This window comes from Citrobacter sp. RHBSTW-00017 (genome assembly GCF_013797615.1).
GTDB classification, from domain to species: domain Bacteria; phylum Pseudomonadota; class Gammaproteobacteria; order Enterobacterales; family Enterobacteriaceae; genus Citrobacter; species Citrobacter braakii.
Map to the genome: position 1 here is coordinate 4,479,651 of NZ_CP056899.1, position 21,835 is coordinate 4,501,485.

The 21,835-nt window shown below is 51.3% G+C and carries 24 protein-coding genes and 1 tRNA gene; 16 read left to right on the forward strand and 9 right to left on the reverse strand.

Annotation, left to right across the window (positions count from 1 at the left end; genetic code table 11):
* Positions 1 to 151 precede the first annotated feature (151 nt).
* The 4 genes from frdA to frdD are packed head-to-tail and all read left to right on the forward strand — an operon-like array spanning position 152 to position 3,442.
* Complete coding sequence (gene frdA, locus HV037_RS21580) at positions 152 to 1,942, forward strand: fumarate reductase (quinol) flavoprotein subunit (protein WP_016151402.1); 1,791 nt, start codon at positions 152 to 154, stop codon at positions 1,940 to 1,942.
* On the forward strand, positions 1,935 to 2,669 hold the full coding sequence (frdB, locus tag HV037_RS21585; RefSeq protein WP_006686291.1) for a fumarate reductase iron-sulfur protein: 735 nt from the start codon (positions 1,935 to 1,937) through the stop codon (positions 2,667 to 2,669). The genes frdA and frdB overlap by 8 nt, the downstream gene beginning before the upstream one ends.
* A 10-nt stretch (positions 2,670 to 2,679) precedes the next feature.
* Positions 2,680 to 3,075, forward strand: coding sequence for a fumarate reductase subunit FrdC (gene frdC / locus HV037_RS21590; protein WP_016151401.1), 396 nt, complete (start codon positions 2,680 to 2,682; stop codon positions 3,073 to 3,075).
* Between the two features lie 10 nt (positions 3,076 to 3,085).
* Positions 3,086 to 3,442: a fumarate reductase subunit FrdD gene (frdD, locus tag HV037_RS21595; RefSeq protein ID WP_003025535.1), complete on the forward strand. Its 357-nt coding sequence runs from the start codon at positions 3,086 to 3,088 to the stop codon at positions 3,440 to 3,442.
* 44 nt (positions 3,443 to 3,486) lie between these two features.
* On the opposite strand, the gene ampR is transcribed toward frdD, so the two are convergent.
* Complete coding sequence (ampR, locus tag HV037_RS21600) at positions 3,487 to 4,359, reverse strand: LysR family transcriptional regulator AmpR (protein ID WP_103283399.1); 873 nt, start codon at positions 4,357 to 4,359, stop codon at positions 3,487 to 3,489.
* 131 nt (positions 4,360 to 4,490) lie between these two features.
* On the opposite strand from ampR, the gene HV037_RS21605 reads away from it, so the two are divergent.
* Together HV037_RS21605 and HV037_RS21610 are read left to right on the forward strand one after the other, a co-directional pair.
* Positions 4,491 to 5,636: a class C beta-lactamase CMY-182 gene (locus HV037_RS21605; protein ID WP_103283398.1), complete on the forward strand. Its 1,146-nt coding sequence runs from the start codon at positions 4,491 to 4,493 to the stop codon at positions 5,634 to 5,636.
* Positions 5,637 to 5,729: 93 nt separating this feature from the next.
* Positions 5,730 to 6,263: a lipocalin family protein gene (locus HV037_RS21610; RefSeq protein ID WP_016151398.1), complete on the forward strand. Its 534-nt coding sequence runs from the start codon at positions 5,730 to 5,732 to the stop codon at positions 6,261 to 6,263.
* On the opposite strand, the gene sugE is transcribed toward HV037_RS21610, so the two are convergent.
* On the reverse strand, positions 6,260 to 6,577 hold the full coding sequence (sugE, locus tag HV037_RS21615) for a quaternary ammonium compound efflux SMR transporter SugE (protein WP_016151397.1): 318 nt from the start codon (positions 6,575 to 6,577) through the stop codon (positions 6,260 to 6,262). The two genes, HV037_RS21610 and sugE, sit on opposite strands and share 4 nt — an antisense overlap.
* A 256-nt stretch (positions 6,578 to 6,833) precedes the next feature.
* On the opposite strand from sugE, the gene HV037_RS21620 reads away from it, so the two are divergent.
* Positions 6,834 to 7,433: a LuxR C-terminal-related transcriptional regulator gene (locus HV037_RS21620; RefSeq protein WP_103283397.1), complete on the forward strand. Its 600-nt coding sequence runs from the start codon at positions 6,834 to 6,836 to the stop codon at positions 7,431 to 7,433.
* A 30-nt stretch (positions 7,434 to 7,463) separates the two neighbouring features.
* Here HV037_RS21620 and ecnB read toward each other — a convergent pair whose 3' ends face one another.
* From ecnB to efp, 3 genes are all read right to left on the reverse strand, one after another.
* The gene (gene ecnB, locus HV037_RS21625; protein ID WP_016151395.1) at positions 7,464 to 7,610 is read right to left on the reverse strand and encodes a lipoprotein toxin entericidin B; all 147 of its coding nucleotides are present in this window, start codon (positions 7,608 to 7,610) and stop codon (positions 7,464 to 7,466) included.
* A 107-nt stretch (positions 7,611 to 7,717) separates the two neighbouring features.
* On the reverse strand, positions 7,718 to 7,852 hold the full coding sequence (gene ecnA / locus HV037_RS21630; protein WP_016151394.1) for a lipoprotein antitoxin entericidin A: 135 nt from the start codon (positions 7,850 to 7,852) through the stop codon (positions 7,718 to 7,720).
* Positions 7,853 to 7,909: 57 nt separating this feature from the next.
* Complete coding sequence (efp, locus tag HV037_RS21635; RefSeq protein WP_003025478.1) at positions 7,910 to 8,476, reverse strand: elongation factor P; 567 nt, start codon at positions 8,474 to 8,476, stop codon at positions 7,910 to 7,912.
* Between the two features lie 41 nt (positions 8,477 to 8,517).
* On the opposite strand from efp, the gene epmB reads away from it, so the two are divergent.
* Both epmB and yjeJ read left to right on the forward strand, forming a co-directional pair.
* Entirely contained in the window at positions 8,518 to 9,546 is a 1,029-nt protein-coding gene (gene epmB, locus HV037_RS21640; RefSeq protein WP_047358982.1) for an EF-P beta-lysylation protein EpmB, read from the forward strand.
* A 183-nt stretch (positions 9,547 to 9,729) separates the two neighbouring features.
* On the forward strand, positions 9,730 to 10,593 hold the full coding sequence (gene yjeJ, locus HV037_RS21645) for a YjeJ family protein (RefSeq protein WP_103283396.1): 864 nt from the start codon (positions 9,730 to 9,732) through the stop codon (positions 10,591 to 10,593).
* 86 nt (positions 10,594 to 10,679) lie between these two features.
* Here the strand turns inward: yjeJ and HV037_RS21650 are convergent, their stop codons facing one another.
* The 3 genes from HV037_RS21650 to HV037_RS21660 form a co-directional block, all read right to left on the reverse strand.
* Positions 10,680 to 11,033: a DUF4156 domain-containing protein gene (locus tag HV037_RS21650; protein ID WP_016151391.1), complete on the reverse strand. Its 354-nt coding sequence runs from the start codon at positions 11,031 to 11,033 to the stop codon at positions 10,680 to 10,682.
* A 252-nt stretch (positions 11,034 to 11,285) separates the two neighbouring features.
* Positions 11,286 to 12,932, reverse strand: coding sequence for a chaperonin GroEL (gene groL / locus HV037_RS21655; protein WP_003025464.1), 1,647 nt, complete (start codon positions 12,930 to 12,932; stop codon positions 11,286 to 11,288).
* Positions 12,933 to 12,975: 43 nt separating this feature from the next.
* Positions 12,976 to 13,269 (reverse strand): co-chaperone GroES, encoded by a 294-nt coding sequence (locus tag HV037_RS21660; RefSeq protein WP_000027827.1) that lies wholly within the window; start codon positions 13,267 to 13,269, stop codon positions 12,976 to 12,978.
* Positions 13,270 to 13,544: 275 nt separating this feature from the next.
* Between HV037_RS21660 and yjeH the strand changes: the two genes are divergently transcribed.
* Positions 13,545 to 14,810 (forward strand): L-methionine/branched-chain amino acid transporter, encoded by a 1,266-nt coding sequence (gene yjeH, locus HV037_RS21665; RefSeq protein WP_103283395.1) that lies wholly within the window; start codon positions 13,545 to 13,547, stop codon positions 14,808 to 14,810.
* A gap of 48 nt (positions 14,811 to 14,858) precedes the next feature.
* Here the strand turns inward: yjeH and HV037_RS21670 are convergent, their stop codons facing one another.
* On the reverse strand, positions 14,859 to 15,335 hold the full coding sequence (locus HV037_RS21670) for an FxsA family protein (RefSeq protein WP_016151389.1): 477 nt from the start codon (positions 15,333 to 15,335) through the stop codon (positions 14,859 to 14,861).
* Positions 15,336 to 15,673: 338 nt separating this feature from the next.
* Between HV037_RS21670 and aspA the strand changes: the two genes are divergently transcribed.
* From aspA to HV037_RS21700, 6 genes are all read left to right on the forward strand, one after another.
* On the forward strand, positions 15,674 to 17,110 hold the full coding sequence (aspA, locus tag HV037_RS21675) for an aspartate ammonia-lyase (RefSeq protein WP_016151388.1): 1,437 nt from the start codon (positions 15,674 to 15,676) through the stop codon (positions 17,108 to 17,110).
* A 115-nt stretch (positions 17,111 to 17,225) separates the two neighbouring features.
* The gene (gene dcuA, locus HV037_RS21680) at positions 17,226 to 18,527 is read left to right on the forward strand and encodes an anaerobic C4-dicarboxylate transporter DcuA (protein ID WP_016151387.1); all 1,302 of its coding nucleotides are present in this window, start codon (positions 17,226 to 17,228) and stop codon (positions 18,525 to 18,527) included.
* 131 nt (positions 18,528 to 18,658) lie between these two features.
* Positions 18,659 to 19,006, forward strand: coding sequence for a divalent cation tolerance protein CutA (gene cutA, locus HV037_RS21685; protein ID WP_003025447.1), 348 nt, complete (start codon positions 18,659 to 18,661; stop codon positions 19,004 to 19,006).
* Entirely contained in the window at positions 18,982 to 20,691 is a 1,710-nt protein-coding gene (locus HV037_RS21690) for a protein-disulfide reductase DsbD (RefSeq protein ID WP_049041671.1), read from the forward strand. The genes cutA and HV037_RS21690 overlap by 25 nt, the downstream gene beginning before the upstream one ends.
* 36 nt (positions 20,692 to 20,727) lie before the next feature.
* On the forward strand, positions 20,728 to 21,303 hold the full coding sequence (locus HV037_RS21695; RefSeq protein ID WP_016151385.1) for a transcriptional regulator: 576 nt from the start codon (positions 20,728 to 20,730) through the stop codon (positions 21,301 to 21,303).
* A 376-nt stretch (positions 21,304 to 21,679) separates the two neighbouring features.
* Positions 21,680 to 21,755, forward strand: a tRNA-Phe gene (locus tag HV037_RS21700).
* The last annotated feature ends 80 nt before the right edge of the window (positions 21,756 to 21,835 follow it).

The following is a 21,835-nucleotide window of genomic DNA, read 5'->3' on the forward strand; positions in this document are numbered from 1 at the left end:
AAAATCGAACACGTCAAATTTCCCGCACATCCCTGAGACTATACTATTGTACCTATAAAGGAGCAGTGGAAACGCGTTCATAACCTGTTTGAAGCCGATGAAGCATCTGATTTCAGGCAGGAATGAAATAACAACAATCTGGAGGAATGTCGTGCAAACCTTTCAAGCCGATCTTGCCATTATAGGCGCCGGTGGCGCGGGATTACGTGCTGCAATTGCTGCCGCACAAGCAAATCCCAACGCTAAAATCGCACTGATCTCAAAAGTGTACCCAATGCGCAGCCATACCGTTGCTGCCGAAGGCGGCTCTGCTGCTGTCGCGCAGGATCATGACAGCTTTGACTACCATTTTCACGATACGGTAGCAGGCGGAGACTGGCTGTGTGAGCAGGATGTCGTGGATTACTTTGTCCACCACTGCCCAACTGAAATGACGCAACTGGAACAATGGGGCTGCCCATGGAGCCGCCGTGAAGACGGTAGCGTCAACGTACGTCGCTTCGGCGGTATGAAAATCGAGCGTACCTGGTTTGCCGCGGATAAAACCGGCTTCCACATGTTGCATACGCTGTTCCAAACATCTTTGCAGTTCCCGCAGATTCAGCGCTTTGACGAACACTTCGTTCTGGATATCCTGGTTGATGATGGCCATGCTCGCGGCCTGGTTGCCATGAACATGATGGAAGGCACGCTGATGCAGATCCGTGCTAATGCTGTTGTGATGGCAACGGGCGGCGCAGGTCGTGTTTACCGTTACAACACCAACGGCGGCATCGTAACTGGCGACGGTATGGGCATGGCGCTGAGCCACGGCGTTCCGCTGCGTGATATGGAATTCGTTCAGTATCACCCGACGGGTCTGCCAGGCTCTGGCATCCTGATGACCGAAGGCTGCCGTGGTGAAGGCGGTATCCTGGTCAACAAAAACGGCTACCGTTATCTGCAAGACTACGGCATGGGTCCGGAAACCCCGCTGGGCGAACCGAAAAACAAATATATGGAACTCGGTCCGCGCGACAAAGTTTCTCAGGCTTTCTGGCACGAATGGCGTAAAGGCAACACCATTTCCACCCCGCGTGGCGATGTGGTTCACCTCGACCTGCGTCACCTCGGCGAGAAAAAACTGCTCGAACGTTTACCGTTCATCTGCGAACTGGCGAAAGCCTACGTGGGTGTCGATCCGGTTAAAGAGCCGATCCCGGTACGTCCTACCGCGCACTACACCATGGGCGGTATCGAAACCGATCAGCACTGTGAAACCCGCATTAAAGGTCTGTTCGCTGTGGGCGAATGTTCCTCTGTTGGTCTGCATGGCGCTAACCGTCTGGGTTCTAACTCTCTGGCGGAACTGGTGGTCTTCGGTCGTATGGCCGGTGAACAGGCTGCAGAACGTGCTGCAACGGCTGGCGCTGCAAACAGTGCCGCGCTCGATGCGCAGGTTGCTGGCGTTGAAAAACGTCTGAAAGATCTGGTTAACCAGGAAGGTAACGAAAACTGGTCTAAGATCCGTGACGAAATGGGCCTGTCCATGGAAGAAGGTTGCGGTATCTACCGTACACCGGAACTCATGCAGAAAACCGTTGATAAACTGGCGGAGCTGCAGGAACGCTTCAAGCGCGTACGTATCACTGATACCTCCAGCGTCTTCAACACCGACCTGCTGTACACCATCGAACTGGGTCACGGTCTGAACGTTGCTGAATGTATGGCGCACTCTGCTCTGGCGCGTAAAGAATCCCGCGGCGCGCATCAGCGTCTGGATGAAGGCTGCACCGAGCGTGACGATGTGAACTTCCTCAAACACACCCTCGCCTTCCGCGATGCTGACGGCACGACTCGCCTGGAATACAGCGACGTGAAAATCACCACTCTGCCACCGGCTAAACGTGTTTACGGTGGCGAAGCGGAAGCAGCCGATAAGAAGGAGAAGGCGAATGGCTGAGATGAAAAACCTGAAAGTTGAGGTGGTGCGCTATAACCCGGAAACCGATACCGCGCCGCACAGTGCTTTCTACGAAGTTCCTTATGATGAAACCACGTCACTGCTGGATGCGTTGGGCTACATCAAGGATAACCTGGCACCGGACCTGAGCTACCGCTGGTCCTGCCGTATGGCGATCTGCGGCTCCTGCGGCATGATGGTCAACAATGTACCTAAACTGGCGTGCAAAACCTTCCTGCGTGATTACACCAACGGCATGAAGGTTGAAGCGCTGGGCAACTTCCCGATTGAGCGCGATCTGGTCGTCGACATGACGCACTTTATCGAAAGCCTGGAAGCGATCAAACCGTACATCATCGGTAACCCGCGTACACCGGATCAGGGTCCAAACACCCAGACTCCGGCGCAGATGGCGAAGTATCATCAGTTCTCCGGTTGCATCAACTGTGGTCTGTGCTACGCCGCGTGCCCGCAGTTCGGCCTGAACCCAGAGTTCATTGGACCGGCTGCGATTACGCTGGCGCATCGTTACAACGAAGATAGCCGCGACCACGGTAAGAAGGAGCGTATGGCTCAGTTGAACAGCCCGAACGGCGTCTGGTCCTGTACTTTTGTGGGCTACTGCTCCGAAGTCTGCCCGAAACACGTCGATCCGGCTGCGGCCATTCAGCAGGGTAAAGTTGAAAGTTCAAAAGACTTTCTTATCGCTACCCTGAAACCACGCTAAGGAGTGCACGATGACGACTAAACGCAAACCCTATGTGCGACCAATGACGTCCACCTGGTGGAAAAAGCTGCCATTTTATCGTTTTTACATGCTGCGCGAAGGCACGGCGGTTCCGGCAGTCTGGTTCAGCATTGAACTGATTATCGGCCTGTTTGCACTCAAGCATGGTGCAGAGTCCTGGATGGGCTTTGTCGCCTTTTTGCAAAACCCGGTGGTGGTGATCCTGAATATTATCGCCCTGGCAGCAGCGCTGCTGCATACCAAAACCTGGTTTGAGCTGGCGCCAAAAGCTGCCAACATCATTGTAAAAGACGAAAAAATGGGGCCAGAGCCGATCATCAAAGGTCTCTGGGCAGTTACTGTGGTTGCGACAGTAGTAATACTGTTTGTTGCCCTGTTCTGGTAAGGAGTCCGGAATGATTAATCCAAATCCAAAACGCTCTGACGAACCCGTATTCTGGGGCCTGTTTGGTGCAGGCGGTATGTGGAGCGCAATCATTGCGCCGGTGATGATCCTGCTGGTCGGCATTATGCTGCCGCTGGGCTTTGTTCCTGATGCTTTCAGCTATGAACGCGTACTGGCATTCGCTCAGAGCTTCATCGGACGTGCGTTTCTGTTCCTGATGATCGTTCTGCCGCTGTGGTGCGGTTTACACCGTATGCACCACGCGATGCATGACCTGAAAATCCACGTGCCTGCGGGCAAATGGGTATTCTACGGACTGGCAGCTATCCTGACCGTTGTAACGGCTATTGGGATCCTGACCATCTAATCGCATGCGTTAATTATCAGGCCCGCCAATGGCGGGCCTTTTTATTAGTGCAGCATCCCGGTCAACCAGCGGGAAAACTCACGCATCGCGGGCGTCTCCGGACGAGATTGTAAACGCGTTATCCAGTAACTCCCCAGATCAATCTGCGTTAAAAAAGGCTGCACGATACGTTCACTGCTGAGCAAATGCGTGAACATTCTAACCGGTGCAATTGCTACACCAATCCCCGTCTGCGCGGCTTCCAGCATTGAGACGGACGAGTCAAACACCACCACGTTGTGCGTCGGTGACGGAGGCGCTTCTCCGGCGGCCTGCATCCAAAGCGTCCATTCATCACGCCGATACGATCGTAATAACGGAAATTTCAGGATGTCCACAGGTGCTTTAATCTGCGAGGCCAATGTCGGTGAACACAGCGGAGACATCAGCGCGCTACACAAATATTGCGCATCGGTATCGTGCCAGGCTCCTCCTCCGTAGCGAATAGTATAATCCAGCCCTTCGGCGGCGGGATCCACACGGTTATTGTGGGTGGAAATATGCAAATCAATATGCGGACAGTGGCGCTTAAAATCGCTCAACAGAGGGAAAAGACAACCGACCGCAAAGGTCCCCACCACGCCAATTTTTAGTTTTTCCTGAGTCTGTTTAGTGGCAAAACGATCCAGCATCCCCGCCATACGATCGAAAGAGTCATTAAGTACAGGTAACAGACTTTCCCCTTCAGTCGTCAACATTAACCCTCGAGAACCACGCACAAAAAGCTGACAATTCAGCTGTTGCTCCAGCGCTTTTACATGCTGGCTTATTGCAGAATGCGTCACGTTGAGCTCAATCGCAGCGCGGGTAAAGCTGAGATGTCTGGCCGCTGCTTCAAAAGCCCGCAGCGAGTTAAGGGGGATATAGCTACGCGTCATTATCTGGCCTGTTAGAAAAACTTATATCTGCTGCTAAATTTAACCGTTTGTCAACACGGTGCAAATCAAACACACTGATTACGTCTGACGGGCCCGGACACCCTTTCGCTTTTAATTACGGAACTGATTTCATGATGAAAAAATCGATATGCTGCGCGCTGCTGCTGACAGCTTCTTTCTCCACGTTTGCCGCCGCAAAAACAGAACAACAAATTGCCGATATCGTTAACCGCACCATCACACCGCTGATGCAGGAGCAGGCAATTCCGGGCATGGCCGTTGCGATTATCTATCAGGGGAAACCTTATTACTTTACCTGGGGTAAAGCCGATATCGCCAATAACCGTCCAGTCACGCAACAAACGCTGTTTGAACTCGGATCGGTCAGTAAAACGTTCAACGGTGTGCTGGGCGGCGATGCTATCGCCCGCGGCGAAATTAAGTTCAGCGATCCGGTCACGCAGTACTGGCCTGAACTGACTGGTAAGCAGTGGCAGGGTATCAGCCTGCTGCACTTAGCCACCTACACGGCAGGCGGCCTGCCGCTTCAGGTTCCGGACGACGTTACGAATAAAGCCGCGTTACTACGCTTTTATCAAAGCTGGCAGCCGCAATGGGCCCCAGGCGCTAAACGTCTTTATGCTAACTCCAGCATTGGTCTGTTTGGCGCCCTGGCGGTGAAACCCTCAGGCATGAGCTACGAAGAGGCGATGACCAAACGCGTCCTGCACCCCTTAAAACTGGCGCATACCTGGATTACGGTTCCGCAGAGCGAACAAAAAGATTATGCCTGGGGTTATCGCGAAGGAAAGCCAGTGCATGTATCCCCTGGGCAACTTGATGCCGAAGCCTACGGGGTGAAATCGAGCGTTATCGATATGACCCGTTGGGTTCAGGCCAACATGGACGCCAGCCAGGTTCAGGAGAAAACGCTCCAGCAGGGCATCGAGCTTGCGCAGTCACGTTACTGGCGTATTGGCGATATGTACCAGGGCCTGGGCTGGGAGATGCTGAACTGGCCGGTGAAGGCCGACTCGATAATTAGCGGTAGCGACAGCAAAGTGGCACTGGCAGCGCTTCCTGCCGTTGAGGTAAACCCGCCCGCGCCTGCCGTGAAAGCCTCATGGGTGCATAAAACGGGCTCCACTGGCGGATTCGGCAGCTACGTTGCGTTCGTTCCAGAAAAAAACCTTGGCATCGTGATGCTGGCAAACAAGAGCTACCCAAACCCTGTTCGCGTCGAGGCCGCCTGGCGCATTCTTGAAAAACTGCAGTAACGGACAAGGAGGCCCTGGATATTGGGCTTCCTTTCTTTCTCTTTTTTTCCTGCTGTCATCTACACTTAACAAAAATCCAGCAAGGAAAATCCCATGCGCATTCTGCCCGTCGTTGCTGCAGTTACGGCTGCATTTCTGGTTGTCGCTTGCAGCACCCCAACACCACCGAAAGGTGTTACCGTAGTAAATAACTTTGATGCCACACGCTATCTGGGCACCTGGTATGAAATTGCGCGTTTCGACCATCGATTCGAACGTGGACTGGAAAAAGTGACTGCTACCTACAGCCTGCGCGACGACGGCGGTATCAATGTTATTAACAAGGGCTATAACCCGGACAGAGGAATGTGGCAGAAAACGGAGGGGAAAGCCTACTTCACTGGCGACCCAAACCGCGCTGCGCTCAAGGTCTCGTTTTTTGGCCCCTTCTATGGCGGGTATAACGTGATTGCCCTCGACAGGGAATATCGTCACGCGCTGGTTTGCGGGCCGGATCGCGACTACCTGTGGATCCTTTCACGGACCCCTACTATTTCAGATGAAATGAAACAGCAAATGCTGGCCATCGCGACCCGGGAAGGGTTTGAGGTGAATAAGCTGATTTGGGTAAAACAGCCTGGTGCTTAGTGGGTGCTCAGCTTGAGGCCAATAATACCGGCCACAATCAGCCCGAGGCTCAGTAACCGCGCCGGGCTGGCAGATTCACCCAGCAGCAGAATCCCTGTAATGGCCGCGCCGACTGCGCCGATACCCGTCCATACGGCATAGGCGGTTCCTACAGGCAACGTACGCATTGCCCAGGAGAGCATGGCGATACTGACGATCATTGCCACAATAGTGATAATGCTTGGCGTCAAACGCGTAAAACCGTGGGTATATTTCAGGCCAATCGCCCAGACAACTTCGAGCAGACCTGCAATTAATAAAACGATCCAGGACATATCAGGCTCCAGAACAATGGGGCCGTCCCCGGTGAAAGAAGCGTTTGCAGGTCGTCCTGCAAAGCTGATGTGTGAAATGGCATTTTTGCCCGAGAGAAAATGAATTTCAACCTTTTTATTCGCTGCCCGCTAAAAGCAAGAATTAAGCATAATTAGCGGCGTAGTTCCCGCATTTGGCACTCATCGGAGTTCTCTATGATGAAGGGCTTTCTGAATCCGGAAAGTCGATTGCCTCTCTTCTGAATGCGAAAAGGTTATGCTTAAAATTTTAGTGATTGACCGGTGCCACTTTACCCGCACAGGGATTGAGGCCTTGCTTAATCATTCTGGCAGGTTCAGCTCCTCATTTCTTGTGTCAGGGATCAATAATCTCCTGTTAGCAAAAGAGCATATTTTGCAGTGGAAGCCGCATCTGGTGATCGCGGATTTATACAGTTTTATTAGCGAGACGCATACCAGTCCGCCAATTAAACCCTTTTTCATGAGCTGCGGCGTCATCCCGCTGATTTTACTGCAATCAGTTGAAAGACAGCACACCTCAATGGCTTCCTCTCAATCCGTCGCCTATTCGGTCTTAACCAAGCACACCACACTGAACGCGCTCTCACACACGATTCAGGAGGCGCTACAGCTTCGCCCCACATTAGAAATAGCCGAAAACGCGACTCCGCTGCTTACGCCGCAGGAGGAGAAAGTATTGTCGATGTGGATGGATGGTGTGAGTAACAATGCGATAGCCGCCGCACTCAGCATTCATGGCAAGACGGTCTACACCTATAAACGGAATATCCGCATGAAACTGCACATGGGGAACCGCTTCTCGCCGTTTCTCTCACTCCCCGAGAAGGGGAATTAACGGTACGACGTGACGTCGTACCGTTCATGATTATTGTTGAGCTTTTGTCGCTGCACCAGAGATTGCGCTACCGCCCTCAGAGATATCCTGCCCAACACCTTTCGTGGTATTGCACGCAGTCAACACTGAAGAAAGAACCAACACAGAAAAGATCGCAGCAATTGTCTTTTTAACCATAACGTCTTCCTTTTCTAGCCAATATTGTTTGTGTATAGCTCATTAATAATAGACAAGATCCGCAAGTGTGATGGATAAACAACCGTTTTTAAGACTATGAGAGAGTGTTAGCTGGCGGCGTGAGAGATTGAATTGCCAAGATGTTTGATGTCTTCACCGAAGCCGCGCGCGGTATTACAACCCGCCAGGAGAGTGCTGGTGAAAAGGATGAGCATTACAAGACTGAGAAGACGTTTCATCATTCCTGCCCTGGAAAAAGTATGGCGCAGCAACCTGCGCCATAAGATCAAATAGATATCTTATTTTACGCGAGAAACGTATTCGCCGGAGCGAGTATCCACTTTGATCACTTCACCGATCTGTACGAACAGCGGAACTTTAACGACTGCGCCAGTAGACAGAGTAGCCGGTTTGCCGCCAGTACCAGCGGTATCACCTTTCAGACCTGGGTCGGTTTCAACGACTTCCAGCTCAACGAAGTTTGGCGGAGTCACGGAGATCGGCTGACCGTTCCACAGGGTCACGATGCATTCAGCCTGGTCCAGCAGCCATTTAGCGTTATCGCCTACCGCTTTCTCGTCTGCAGCCAGCTGTTCGAAAGTGGTGTTATTCATAAAGTGCCAGAACTCACCGTCGCTATACAGGAAGGTCAGGTTCATGTCGGCTACGTCTGCACCTTCAGCGGAGTCGGTAGACTTGAAGGTTTTCTCTACGCGAGTACCGGTCAGCAGGCGACGCAGCTTAACGCGCGCAAATGCCTGGCCTTTACCTGGTTTAACGAATTCGCTGGCTTCAACCGCATAAGGTTCGCCGTCCAACATGATTTTAAGACCAGCACGAAAATCGTTGCTATAGTACGTTGCCATAAGGCCCTCTGAAAATTGTTAACTGGTAGCTAAGCCACAAAATGGCGCATATTGTAACCCTAAATACCCCATCCAGAGAAGATTGGTTATCGCAACTTGCCGATGTTGTGACCGATCCTGATGAACTTCTGCATCTTTTGAATATAGACGCAGATGAAAAACTGTTGGCCGGACGCGACGCGAGACGACTTTTCGCCCTGCGCGTACCGCGCGCCTTTATTGCTCGTATGGAAAAAGGCAATCCGGACGATCCGCTTTTGCGTCAGGTACTTACTTCCCAGGAAGAGTTTGTTGCTGCACCTGGCTACTCGACCGATCCGCTGGAAGAACAGCACAGCGTGGTCCCCGGTTTGCTGCATAAATATCGCAATCGGGCGCTGTTGTTGGTTAAAGGCGGTTGCGCGGTAAATTGTCGCTATTGCTTCCGCCGACACTTCCCGTATGCCGAAAACCAGGGCAATAAGCGCAACTGGCAGGTCGCCCTGGACTACATTAGCGCGCATCCTGAGCTGGATGAGATTATCTTCTCCGGTGGTGATCCGCTAATGGCCAAGGACCATGAACTGGACTGGTTACTCACGCAACTGGAAGCCATCCCGCACATTAAGCGTCTGCGCATTCACAGCCGTTTGCCGATTGTGATCCCCGCACGCATTACTGAAGGACTGGTCCAGCGCTTTGCGCGCTCCTCCCTGCAGGTTCTGCTGGTCAACCACATTAACCACGCCAATGAGGTCGATGAGGCGTTTCACCAGGCGATGGTCCGACTGCGTACCGCTGGGGTCACCCTACTCAACCAAAGCGTTTTGCTGCGTGGCGTGAACGATAACGCACAAACACTGGCGAACCTGAGCAACGCCCTGTTTGATGCGGGGGTGATGCCCTATTACCTGCACGTACTGGACAAAGTGCAAGGTGCCGCCCACTTTATGGTCAGCGACGATGAGGCACGTCACATTATGCGTGAACTGCTGACGTTGGTTTCCGGCTATATGGTCCCCAAACTGGCGCGTGAAATTGGCGGAGAGCCAAGTAAAACGCCGTTGGATCTGCAACTACGCCAACAATAATCATTATTGAGTGTCCGATTCCGGACACTCACCAAGATTACTTATTATTTAAATTCTCACAAGTGGAGCCACACTTTTAATCTGTGCTATTTTAATTAGCGCTATAAAATCATTAATTCATAATTTGTATTAGTAGAACCAAATTCAGAATATTAATAAATATATGGTTAGGGAGAACCTTTTATGACTATAAGTATTAAAGGCATTAATACCGGTGTTATTCGTCAAAAGAATGAATTTATTGCCTTAGCATTAAAGATAAAAGAACAAAGGAATAAAACGTCGTTATTTTTTCTTTCTCCGCTTGGGCTAAGAGATCTGCTTATCGCCCTGGAAAGCAGGCTATCCGTCAAACATCAGCTTAGCGAAGAAGAGCATGCGCAATATGAGAAGGAATGCGATAAAGTCAGCCAAAAGATGCACGAAAATATTCCTTTGATTCAGGAAGATGAGCTAAAAAATGCCGACATTAATCGTCGCATAAATTCGCTGATGTTAGTGGATGACAAAGGCGAAAACTTAACATTTTCTCTGACACTGCATGATGGACAAACGTGTGAATTACTGATTAATGAACGACAGATTCGGGTGCTGGCCCATGCTGTTATTCATGCAATAAATAATGCTGGCATGCGGGAATTAGCGCTACGAATTACATCGCTGCTGGATTTCCTGCCGCTGTACGATGTTGATTGCCAAGAAAACGACAATCTGGAATACGACTCTTATACGCACCCCGAATGGAAACAAAGCCTGTTTAATCATTATCTGGCGATTATTTACCGCTATACAGATGATCAAGGAAAAGCCCAGTTCTGTGGTTCGGTAGTAAAAACTCGCGCCACTTCCGGCAGCAAAGAGGCCGAAGCCATTACTCGCCGTCTTCTCGATTTCAGCCCACGGCTGAAAAAGCTTGCTGGTGTACCGTGCCAGGTGTTTGTCAGAACGTTGACGGGTGATAAGGCGCAAAAGCTCAATCAGGATCAGTGCCTGCGCGCGCTGCATCATTTACGCGCTCAGTCTGTGCATAACGCTCAAAATGCCTGATGTTTCTGCGCTTATCAGGCCGACGAATTTGTATCGTAGGCCTGATAAGACGTTGTAGCGTCTCCATCAGGCATCAACAGCATTTATCAATTTGGGCACTTATAAACCTGCCCAGTCATTTCACTGGCAGTAGGAACAAAGCTGGACAGCATTCCCTGTGATGGGCTGCTGACGCCATAAATCACGTTACCACCCATTGCCGCAGCCTGGTTACGCAGATCGTTTGCTGCGCCACGCATAGAGCCACCCTCTTCGCCGTGCTGGCCAGAAAGCCAGTTGCTTTGCGTACCGGTTGCAGTGCCAATCAGTTGACACTCTGCGCCAGGCTTCTCTTCGACGAAGCGTACGCTTTGCCCGGCTGAACTCAGTTCGTTGCTGGAGCTACAACCCGCCATCAGTAGCGCGGCACCAACGATCCCTGCTAAATATTTCACGTGCATGTCATTCCCCATAATCAATGAGCTGGACGTTATGTCCGTAGCTGAATCATATACTAAAAAGATGACCAAAAGAAAAACCCCCGGACATTTCTGCCCGAGGGTTTCTCATTTTTCGCGAGATACGTATTTAATCAAATAATTCAAGTTGCAGGCAGGCGGCAGGTTCATGAATCCCCCAGTGCTTACATGAGTAAGTGACTGGGGTAAACGAACGCAGCCAATGAACCTGCGGCTTGAAGTATGAAGATTAAATTACATCATGCCGCCCATTCCACCCATGCCGCCCATACCACCAGCAGCACCTAAGTCAGGCGCATCGCCTTTCGGCAGGTCAGTAACCATGCACTCGGTGGTGATCATCAGACCCGCAACAGAAGCCGCGTACTGCAGAGCTGAACGCGTTACTTTGGTTGGATCCAGGATACCCATGTCGATCATGTTACCGTATTCTTCAGTTGCAGCGTTGTAACCGTAGTTACCGTCACCCGCTTTCACGGTGTTAGCCACTACAGACGGCTCTTCGCCGCAGTTCAGTACGATTTGACGCAGCGGAGATTCCATTGCGCGCAGCGCAACTTTGATACCTACGTTCTGGTCTTCGTTCTGACCTTTCAGACCGGCAATCTTAGACGCTACGCGAATCAGCGCAACACCACCACCAGCAACCACGCCTTCTTCTACCGCAGCACGAGTCGCGTGCAGGGCATCTTCAACGCGGGCTTTCTTCTCTTTCATTTCAACTTCAGTCGCAGCACCAACTTTGATAACCGCAACGCCGCCTGCCAGTTTCGCTACGCGCTCCTGCAATTTTTCACGGTCGTAGTCAGAAGTTGCTTCTTCGATCTGCTGACGAATCTGAGTCACGCGACCCTGGATTGCAGCTTCGTCACCCACGCCATCAATGATGGTGGTGGTGTCTTTGTTGATAACGACGCGTTTCGCCTGACCCAGATCTTCCAGAGTTGCTTTTTCCAGCTCCATACCGATCTCTTCAGAGATAACGGTACCACCGGTCAGGGTAGCGATATCCTGCAGCATCGCTTTACGACGGTCGCCGAAGCCAGGCGCTTTAACCGCCGCGACTTTCACGATACCGCGCATGGTGTTAACAACCAGAGTTGCCAGCGCTTCGCCTTCAACATCTTCAGCGATGATCAGCAGTGGTTTACCGGCTTTTGCTACTGCTTCCAGCACCGGCAGCATTTCGCGGATGTTGGAGATTTTCTTGTCAGCCAGCAGGATGAACGGGCTTTCCAGTTCTACTGCGCCAGTTTCCGGCTTGTTGATGAAGTAAGGAGACAGGTAACCACGGTCGAACTGCATACCTTCAACCACGTCCAGTTCGTCCTGCAGACCGGTACCGTCTTCAACGGTGATCACGCCTTCTTTACCGACTTTGTCCATCGCTTCAGCGATCAGTTTACCTACGGTTTCGTCGGAGTTAGCGGAGATAGTACCAACCTGAGCAATCGCTTTAGAGTCAGAGCACGGTACGGACAGTGCTTTCAGTTCTTCAACGGCAGCAGCGACAGCTTTGTCGATACCACGTTTCAGATCCATCGGGTTCATGCCCGCAGCAACGGCTTTCAGACCTTCAGTGATGATGGACTGCGCCAGTACGGTTGCGGTGGTGGTACCGTCGCCTGCAGCGTCGTTCGCTTTAGAGGCAACTTCTTTCACCATCTGCGCCCCCATGTTTTCGAACTTGTCTTCCAGTTCGATTTCACGGGCTACGGAAACACCATCTTTAGTGATGGTCGGTGCACCGAAAGATTTATCCAGAACTACGTTACGGCCTTTTGGACCGAGGGTAACTTTCACTGCATCTGCCAGTACGTTTACGCCGCGCAGCATTTTCACACGAGCGTCGTTACCGAATTTTACGTCTTTAGCTGCCATTTTCTCTTTCCCTTAAATTCGTATGTTCAGTGTCGTTCGCGGATTAGGCTTCAACAATTGCCAGGATGTCACTTTCAGACATGATCAACACTTCTTCATTGTCGATCTTCTCAGATTTAACACCGTAGCCATCGTTGAAAATAACGATATCGCCGACTTTAACGTCCAGCGGCTGTACGGTACCGTTGTCCAGGATGCGGCCCTTACCGACAGCGATGATTTCGCCACGAGTTGACTTACCTGCTGCAGAACCGGTCAGTACGATGCCGCCAGCAGATTTAGATTCAACTTCTTTACGTTTGACGATCACACGATCATGTAACGGACGAATACTCATTGATAGCTCTCCTTTGAGAAAGTCTTTATCAGTTATGGGTGACGCCGGCCCGTGAACGGTTTCCCGGCTAGTGACCAGAGAAATGGGGATGGGGCTTTGTACCTTCAAGGGGGCAAGCGAAAAAAAATTTATATCAGCAGAAAATTCCGTCAAAACGCCGACGCGCATCACATTTTATAACGATTTCAGTCACGTCGTCATAAGCAAATACGATTGTGATACCATCAAAAATCTGCGCTGTAGCCCGGTCAATGGGCATAACCGGATAACAACTTATGAGCGGACTGAAACAAGAGCTGGGACTGGCTCAGGGCATTGGCCTGTTGTCGACATCATTGCTAGGTACAGGCGTTTTCGCCGTCCCTGCGCTAGCCGCGCTGGTGGCTGGCAACAACAGCCTGTGGGCCTGGCCGGTGCTGATTGTTTTAGTCTTTCCCGTGGCGATTGTCTTTGCCGTACTGGGCCGTCATTTTCCCAGCGCGGGTGGCGTGGCGCATTTTGTTGGTATGGCCTTTGGCTCACGCCTGGAGCGCGTCACCGGATGGCTATTTTTGTCGGTGATTCCCGTCGGCTTGCCTGCGGCATTACATATTGCCGCCGGATTTGGTCAGGCAATGTTTGGCTGGCATGACGAACAGCTTCTGTTGGCAGAGCTCGGTACGCTGGCATTGGTTTGGTATATCGGCTCCCACGGTGCCAGCTCTAGCGCTAATCTGCAAACGGTCATTGCCGGATTGATTGTTGCCCTCATTGTCGCCATCTGGTGGGCAGGCGATGTGAAACCTGGCGAAATCCCCTTCCCTGCGATAACCGAGATTGAGCTACCCGGACTGTTCGCCGCGCTGTCGGTGATGTTCTGGTGTTTTGTTGGCCTTGAAGCGTTTGCCCATCTGGCATCTGAATTCAAAAACTCGGAGCGGGATTTCCCGCGCGCGCTGATGATCGGCCTGCTGCTTGCGGGCTCTGTTTATTGGGCATGCACCGTCGTCGTGCTTCATTTTGGCGCCTACGGTGAGCAAATGGCGGCGGCGGCCTCACTGCCAGAGATCGTCGTGCAGTTATTTGGCGTACAGGCACTGTGGGTCGCCTGCATCATTGGTTATCTGGCCTGTTTTGCCAGTCTCAACATTTATATTCAAAGCTTCGCCCGGCTGGTCTGGTCGCAAGCGCAATATAAGCCGGAAAGTCATCTGGCGCGTCTGTCTCCCCGTCACCTTCCGCGCAATGCGCTAAACGCCGTATTGGGCTGCTGCGTGATCAGTACGTTGTGCATCTATATGCTGAAAATCAATCTCGATGCGTTAATCGTCTATGCTAACGGCATCTTTATTATGATTTATTTGCTGTGCATGCTGGCGGGATGTCGATTACTGAAAGGGCATTATCGCATGCTGGCGGTCATTGGCGGTCTACTGTGTCTGCTGCTGTTGGCAATGGTTGGCTGGAAGAGCCTGTATGCGCTGATTATGTTGGCAGGGCTGTGGCTGTTTTTACCCCGCAGGCCGGATAAGGCGACGTTGACACCGTCATCCGGCAGATAAGCATTTTGCCGGATGGTGCTCACGCTTATCCGGCCCGCATACTGATGCTTAATCCCGAGGATCGTCTTTATGATCAATACGGTTGCGATCGTCGTCTTTGCGCTGAAATTCGCCATCAAAGGTCTCACCGCCACCGGTTCCGGCGCTGAAACCACCGCCCGGCATACGCGAAAAACGCAAATGCGGCAGTAGTTTCATCGTCAGATGTTTTTGCACCGGGGGTAATAAAAGAAGAAGACCGAGGAAATCGGTGAAAAAACCGGGCAGTACCAACAGCAGACCAGCAATGATCAGCGACACGCTCTTGATCATTTCTGCAGCAGGACTTTCACCAGCCGCCATTTTTTGTTGCATCAGTAAAAAGTTTTTAAATCCCTGGTTACGAACCAGAGACATACCGATAACCGACGTAAAAATAACCAAAATCAGCGTCATCAGGACACCCAGGACATGGGCAACCTGAATAAAAATAGATATCTCTATGTAAACATAGAGAAAAATGGCAAGTAATGGTATCCAGCGCAAAGGGTTCTCCTGTCAATAACAGTCGTTTTTTTCAACGCCTGTCCGATGAATTATGTGACTCGCATCAATTAGACGTTGAGGTGGTTAGCAAAATTTCAAGTCGCTTGTACACTTATTTTTAGTATTAATCCTAAAGGGGTGATCCATTTCACAGAATAATAAATAAGGGGTAAATTCCACGCTTTAAGTGATCCAGATTACGGTAGAAATCCTGAACCAGCATATGATCTCGAGTATCAGACCGATGCAGGGGATAATCGTCGGTCGAGAAACAATCGAAATCACATATATCCTGTGTGTTTAGTCAAATCATTGGCAGCTTGAAAAAGAAGGTTCACATGTTAAACAACATTCGTATCGAAGAAGACTTGTTGGGTACCAGGGAAGTTCCAGCGGACGCCTACTACGGTGTTCACACTCTGAGAGCGATTGAAAACTTCTACATTAGCAACAACAAAATCAGCGACATTCCTGAATTTGTTCGCGGTATGGTAATGGTTAAAAAGGCAGCGGCAATGGCCAACAAAGAGCTGCAAACCATTCCTAAGAGTGTGGCAAATGCCATCATCGCGGCGTGTGATGAAGTCTTGAATAACGGAAAATGCATGGATCAATTCCCGGTAGATGTTTACCAGGGTGGTGCGGGTACCTCCGTCAACATGAACACCAACGAAGTGCTGGCCAATATCGGTCTGGAACTGATGGGTCACCAGAAAGGTGAATATCAGTACCTGAACCCGAACGACCACGTTAACAAATGTCAGTCTACCAACGACGCTTACCCAACTGGCTTCCGTATCGCGGTATACGCATCCATCATCAAACTGATCGATGCCCTGAACCAGCTGCGTGAAGGCTTCGAACAAAAAGCTGTTGAATTCCAGGACATCCTGAAAATGGGCCGTACCCAGCTGCAGGATGCTGTACCGATGACCCTCGGTCAGGAATTCCATGCTTTCAGCGTACTGTTGAAAGAAGAAGTGAAAAACATTAGTCGTACCGCTGAGCTGCTGCTGGAAGTTAACCTCGGTGCAACTGCAATCGGTACGGGTCTGAACACGCCGAAAGAATACTCCCCGCTGGCAGTACAGAAACTGGCTGAAGTCACTGGCTTCGCCTGTGTTCCGGCAGAAGATCTGATTGAAGCAACTTCTGACTGCGGCGCATACGTTATGGTTCACGGCGCACTGAAACGTCTGGCTGTTAAGATGTCCAAAATCTGTAACGACCTGCGTTTGCTCTCCTCTGGCCCACGCGCTGGTCTGAACGAGATCAACCTGCCGGAACTGCAGGCTGGTTCTTCTATCATGCCAGCAAAAGTGAACCCAGTTGTTCCAGAAGTCGTAAACCAGGTTTGCTTTAAAGTCATCGGTAACGACATCACCGTTACTATGGCATCTGAAGCTGGTCAGCTGCAGCTGAACGTAATGGAGCCGGTCATTGGCCAGGCAATGTTTGAATCCATTCACATTCTGAGCAATGCTTGCTACAACCTGCTGGAAAAATGCGTTAGTGGTATCACTGCTAACAAAGAAGTCTGTGAAGCGTTTGTATTCAACTCCATCGGCATCGTTACTTACCTCAACCCGTTCATCGGTCACCACAACGGCGACATCGTCGGTAAAATTTGTGCCGAAACCGGTAAGAGCGTACGTGAAGTTGTCCTGGAACGCGGTCTGTTGACCGAGTCTGAACTGGACGATATCTTCTCTGCACAGAACCTGATGCACCCTGCTTATAAAGCAAAACGTTATACTGATGAAAGCGAACAGTAATCGTGTAGGGTAGTACCGGAGAAGGCACGTCATGATGACGTGCCTTTTTTCTTACTCGAAGTTACTTAAAAACAACAATTTAATATCAACTTGTTAAACAACAAGGAAGGCTAATATGATAGTTTTAGAACTTATCATCGTTTTGCTGGCAATCTTTTTAGGTGCCAGACTTGGGGGTATCGGTATTGGATTTGCAGGTGGGCTGGGTGTTCTGGTTCTTGCCGCTATTGGCGTAAAACCGGGTAATATTCCGTTCGATGTTATTTCCATTATCATGGCGGTTATCGCTGCCATCTCTGCCATGCAGATTGCCGGTGGTCTGGACTATCTGGTTCATCAAACTGAAAAACTGCTGCGTAAAAACCCGAAATACATCACGATCCTTGCACCAATCGTGACCTATTTCCTGACTATCTTTGCCGGTACCGGCAACATCTCTCTGGCAACTCTGCCGGTTATCGCTGAAGTCGCGAAGGAACAAGGTATCAAACCTTGCCGTCCGCTCTCTACCGCAGTGGTTTCTGCACAGATTGCGATTACGGCGTCGCCAATCTCCGCAGCCGTGGTTTACATGTCTTCCGTAATGGAAGGTCATGGCATCAGCTACATTCACCTGCTGTCCGTGGTCATTCCGTCCACTCTGCTGGCCGTTCTGGTGATGTCCTTCCTGGTAACAATGCTGTTCAACTCCAAACTGTCTGACGACCCGATTTATCGTAAGCGTCTGGAAGAAGGTTTGGTTGAACTGCGTGGTGAAAGACAAGTTGAAATCAAAGCTGGCGCGAAAACCTCCGTTTGGTTGTTCCTGCTGGGCGTGATTTGCGTAGTTGTATACGCCATCATCAACAGCCCAAGCCTCGGCCTGGTTGCTAAACCGCTGATGAACACCACCAACGCAATCCTGATCATCATGCTGAGCGTCGCGACGCTGACTACGATCGTCTGCCGCGTTGAAACTGACTCCATCCTGAACTCCAGCACCTTTAAAGCGGGTATGAGCGCCTGTATTTGTATCCTGGGTGTTGCATGGCTGGGTGATACCTTCGTATCTCACAACATTGACTGGATCAAAGATACTGCAGGTAGCGTAATTCAGGGTCATCCGTGGTTGCTGGCTGTCATCTTCTTCTTTGCTTCTGCGCTGCTGTACTCTCAGGCTGCAACCGCTAAAGCACTGATGCCGATGGCTCTGGCTCTGAACGTTTCCCCACTGACTGCTGTTGCGTCTTTCGCAGCTGTTTCTGGCCTGTTCATTCTGCCAACCTACCCAACTCTGGTTGCGGCGGTGCAGATGGATGACACCGGTACAACCCGCATCGGTAAATTCGTCTTTAACCATCCGTTCTTCATCCCGGGTACTCTGGGCGTGCTTTTGGCTGTCTGCTTCGGCTTCTTGCTGGGCAGCTTCATGCTGTAAGACTTTACTGCAGGGTGCCTTCGCGCCCTGCAGTTCCTCCTCCTCATCATCCCGCTTTAACTAACATCCTTCCCTCGTCCGTTGTATAGTGACCACTCTTTAGCTGGTTACTCTGTTCTTTCGAGGTGTTTATGCTTGATGTAAAGAGTCAGGATATTTCCATCCCCGATACCGTTGTGGTGCTCTGTACCGCCCCGGATGAAGCAACCGCCCAGGATCTGGCCGCCAAAGTGCTGGCGGAAAAGCTGGCTGCCTGCGTGACGCTGCTGCCTGGCGCGACCTCCCTCTATTATTGGGAAGGTAAGCTGGAGCAGGAATATGAAGTCCAGATGATTTTAAAAACCACCGTCACACACCAGCAAGCCCTTCTCGATTGCCTGAAGTCACATCATCCATACCAAACGCCTGAACTTCTGGTTTTACCCGTCACTCACGGAGACTTTGATTACCGCTCATGGCTCAACGCATCCTTACGCTGATCCTGCTGCTGTGCAGCACATCTACCTTTGCCGGATTATTTGACGCGCCTGGCCGCTCGCAGTTTGTTCCTGCCGATCGGGCGTTTGTTTTTGATTTTCAGCAAAACCAACACGATCTGAACCTCTCATGGCAGGTTAAAGATGGCTACTATCTGTATCGCAAACAGATAAGCATTACGCCATCTCAGGCCGATATCGCCGAGGTAAAACTACCGCCAGGCGTCTGGCATGAAGATGAGTTTTATGGCAAAAGTGAGATTTACCGTAAACAATTGACTATCCCGGTCACGGTCAATCAGGCTAAATCTGGCGCAACATTAACGGTCACATACCAGGGCTGTGCCGACGCCGGTTTTTGCTATCCGCCTGAAACTAAAACGGTGCCATTAAGTGAAGTGTCTGCCGATACCAGGGCGACACCTGCGCCAGTTCCTGCCACCGATACTTTGCAAGAGAGACCACAACCCGCAACCCAGCTTCCCTTCTCTGCGCTGTGGGCATTGCTAATCGGAATTGGCATCGCGTTTACACCTTGCGTATTGCCGATGTATCCGCTGATTTCCGGTATCGTGCTGGGCGGCAAACAACGCTTATCAACCGGACGCGCGCTGCTGCTGACGTTTATCTACGTCCAGGGAATGGCGCTCACTTATACCGCGCTGGGTCTGGTTGTTGCCGCCGCTGGATTGCAGTTCCAGGCTGCGCTACAGCATCCTTACGTCCTGATTGGCCTTGCCGTCGTCTTTACGCTGCTGGCCCTTTCAATGTTTGGCTTGTTCACGCTGCAGCTCCCTTCATCGCTGCAAACACGCCTTACATTGTTGAGTAACCGTCAGCAAGGCGGTTCCCCCGGTAGCGTCTTTGCGATGGGGGCGATTGCCGGCCTCATCTGTTCTCCTTGTACAACGGCCCCGCTAAGCGCGATTTTGCTGTATATCGCTCAGAGCGGGAACATGTGGCTGGGAGGCGGCACGCTGTATCTGTACGCGCTGGGGATGGGATTACCTCTGATGCTAATTACCGTATTCGGTAATCGTCTGTTACCTAAAAGCGGCCCATGGATGGAACATGTCAAAACCGCTTTTGGCTTTGTCATTCTGGCGCTCCCCGTCTTCTTACTCGAACGCATCATTGGCGACGACTGGGGCGTTCGCCTGTGGTCGCTGTTGGGCGTCGCATTCTTTAGCTGGGCATTTATCACCAGCCTGCAGGCAAAGCACGCCTGGATGCGCATCGGGCAGATTATCCTGTTAGCTGCAGCGCTGGTAACCGTTCGGCCATTGCAGGACTGGGCGTTCGGCGTGCCGCATGCTCAAACCCAGACACACCTTAACTTCACGCCTGTGGCTTCGGTGGATGCGCTAAATCAGGCGCTGGCACAAGCTAAAGGCAAGCCCGTGATGTTGGATCTGTATGCTGACTGGTGCGTGGCCTGTAAGGAGTTTGAGAAGTATACGTTTAGCAATCAGCAGGTTCAGCAAGCGCTAGGCGACACGGTGCTTTTGCAGGCGGATGTGACTGCAAATAATGCCCAGGATGTCGCTCTGCTGAAACATCTACAGGTTTTAGGTTTGCCGACTATTTTGTTCTTTGACGCCGAGGGGAAAGAGCATCCGGAGGCTCGGGTAACCGGCTTTATGGATGCCGCGACCTTCAGCGCACATTTGCGCGATCGCCAACCGTGAGCGACACTTGCAACAGGAAATACGGAGGAGAATACCGTGCAACGTGAAGATGTCCTGGGAGAAGCCCTGAAATTACTTGAGGTTCAAGGGATAGCCAATACCACACTGGAAATGGTGGCCGATCGTATCGATTATCCTCTTGATGAACTACAACGCTTTTGGCCCGACAAAGAGGCCATTCTGTACGATGCGTTACGTTACCTCAGTCAGCGGGTGGATATCTGGCGGCGTCAACTTTTGCTGGATGACACCCTGAGCGCTGAACAGAAATTACTGGCACGCTACACCGCGCTGTCCGAATGCGTGAGCAATAATCGCTATCCAGGCTGCCTGTTTATCGCCGCCTGTACGTTTTACCCCGATCCCGGGCATCCGATCCATCAGTTAGCCGATCAGCAAAAAAAGGCAGCACATGACTTCACCCATGAGCTGCTGACGACGCTGGAAGTTGACGACCCTGCAATGGTCGCCAAACAGATGGAACTGGTGCTGGAGGGCTGTCTGAGCCGCATGCTGGTGAATCGTAGCCATGCTGATGTCGAAACGGCACACCGCCTGGCTGAAGATATCCTGCGCTTTGCTCAGTGCCGTATGGGCGGTGCGCTGACCTAAGCAAGCATGCCCGCCAGTCCGAAATGAGTAAACAAAAACGCACCATCGCCACGGTGGTGCGAAATACTCTGTTAAACGCCCGCCCAACTCATTGCCCGACACACCAGCGGGTCCTGCCGCAGCAATTGCACCGTTAGTTACTGGAAACGTCGGAAAGGTTTGTGCACAACTTGCGGTAGTGTGCGGGAGTAATACAGGCCGCGTAACCTTTTCGTCAGCCTTTGCTCATATAGAAGGTCAGATAGGTAAATTGCCTGGAAGTTTTGTGCAAACTTCAGGCATAATCGCACAGATTGCCGCAATATTAAGCGGTTGAACATCTTTTCCCGAAATTTGATTGACTGGCAGACGTGAATACGGTTTAATGCGCCCCGTTGCCCGGATAGCTCAGTCGGTAGAGCAGGGGATTGAAAATCCCCGTGTCCTTGGTTCGATTCCGAGTCCGGGCACCACTATTCTAAAGAACCCGCTCACAAGGCGGGTTTTTGCTTTCTGGGATTCCGGTAGATTTCTGGTCTTCTTAGCCACAGCT

Coding starts and splice junctions, on each gene's coding strand:
- HV037_RS21650 (WP_016151391.1), bottom strand. CDS start 11,033: ATGCACGTGAAATATTTAGCAGGGATCGTTGGTGCCGCGCTACTGATG.
- HV037_RS21660 (WP_000027827.1), bottom strand. CDS start 13,269: ATGAGTATTCGTCCGTTACATGATCGTGTGATCGTCAAACGTAAAGAA.
- ecnA (WP_016151394.1), bottom strand. CDS start 7,852: ATGATGAAACGTCTTCTCAGTCTTGTAATGCTCATCCTTTTCACCAGC.
- dcuA (WP_016151387.1), top strand. CDS start 17,226: ATGATAGTTTTAGAACTTATCATCGTTTTGCTGGCAATCTTTTTAGGT.
- yjeH (WP_103283395.1), top strand. CDS start 13,545: ATGAGCGGACTGAAACAAGAGCTGGGACTGGCTCAGGGCATTGGCCTG.
- frdB (WP_006686291.1), top strand. CDS start 1,935: ATGGCTGAGATGAAAAACCTGAAAGTTGAGGTGGTGCGCTATAACCCG.
- frdC (WP_016151401.1), top strand. CDS start 2,680: ATGACGACTAAACGCAAACCCTATGTGCGACCAATGACGTCCACCTGG.
- cutA (WP_003025447.1), top strand. CDS start 18,659: ATGCTTGATGTAAAGAGTCAGGATATTTCCATCCCCGATACCGTTGTG.
- epmB (WP_047358982.1), top strand. CDS start 8,518: ATGGCGCATATTGTAACCCTAAATACCCCATCCAGAGAAGATTGGTTA.
- ecnB (WP_016151395.1), bottom strand. CDS start 7,610: ATGGTTAAAAAGACAATTGCTGCGATCTTTTCTGTGTTGGTTCTTTCT.
- yjeJ (WP_103283396.1), top strand. CDS start 9,730: ATGACTATAAGTATTAAAGGCATTAATACCGGTGTTATTCGTCAAAAG.
- efp (WP_003025478.1), bottom strand. CDS start 8,476: ATGGCAACGTACTATAGCAACGATTTTCGTGCTGGTCTTAAAATCATG.
- HV037_RS21605 (WP_103283398.1), top strand. CDS start 4,491: ATGATGAAAAAATCGATATGCTGCGCGCTGCTGCTGACAGCTTCTTTC.
- ampR (WP_103283399.1), bottom strand. CDS start 4,359: ATGACGCGTAGCTATATCCCCCTTAACTCGCTGCGGGCTTTTGAAGCA.
- groL (WP_003025464.1), bottom strand. CDS start 12,932: ATGGCAGCTAAAGACGTAAAATTCGGTAACGACGCTCGTGTGAAAATG.
- HV037_RS21690 (WP_049041671.1), top strand. CDS start 18,982: ATGGCTCAACGCATCCTTACGCTGATCCTGCTGCTGTGCAGCACATCT.
- sugE (WP_016151397.1), bottom strand. CDS start 6,577: ATGTCCTGGATCGTTTTATTAATTGCAGGTCTGCTCGAAGTTGTCTGG.
- aspA (WP_016151388.1), top strand. CDS start 15,674: ATGTTAAACAACATTCGTATCGAAGAAGACTTGTTGGGTACCAGGGAA.
- HV037_RS21610 (WP_016151398.1), top strand. CDS start 5,730: ATGCGCATTCTGCCCGTCGTTGCTGCAGTTACGGCTGCATTTCTGGTT.
- HV037_RS21620 (WP_103283397.1), top strand. CDS start 6,834: ATGCTTAAAATTTTAGTGATTGACCGGTGCCACTTTACCCGCACAGGG.
- frdD (WP_003025535.1), top strand. CDS start 3,086: ATGATTAATCCAAATCCAAAACGCTCTGACGAACCCGTATTCTGGGGC.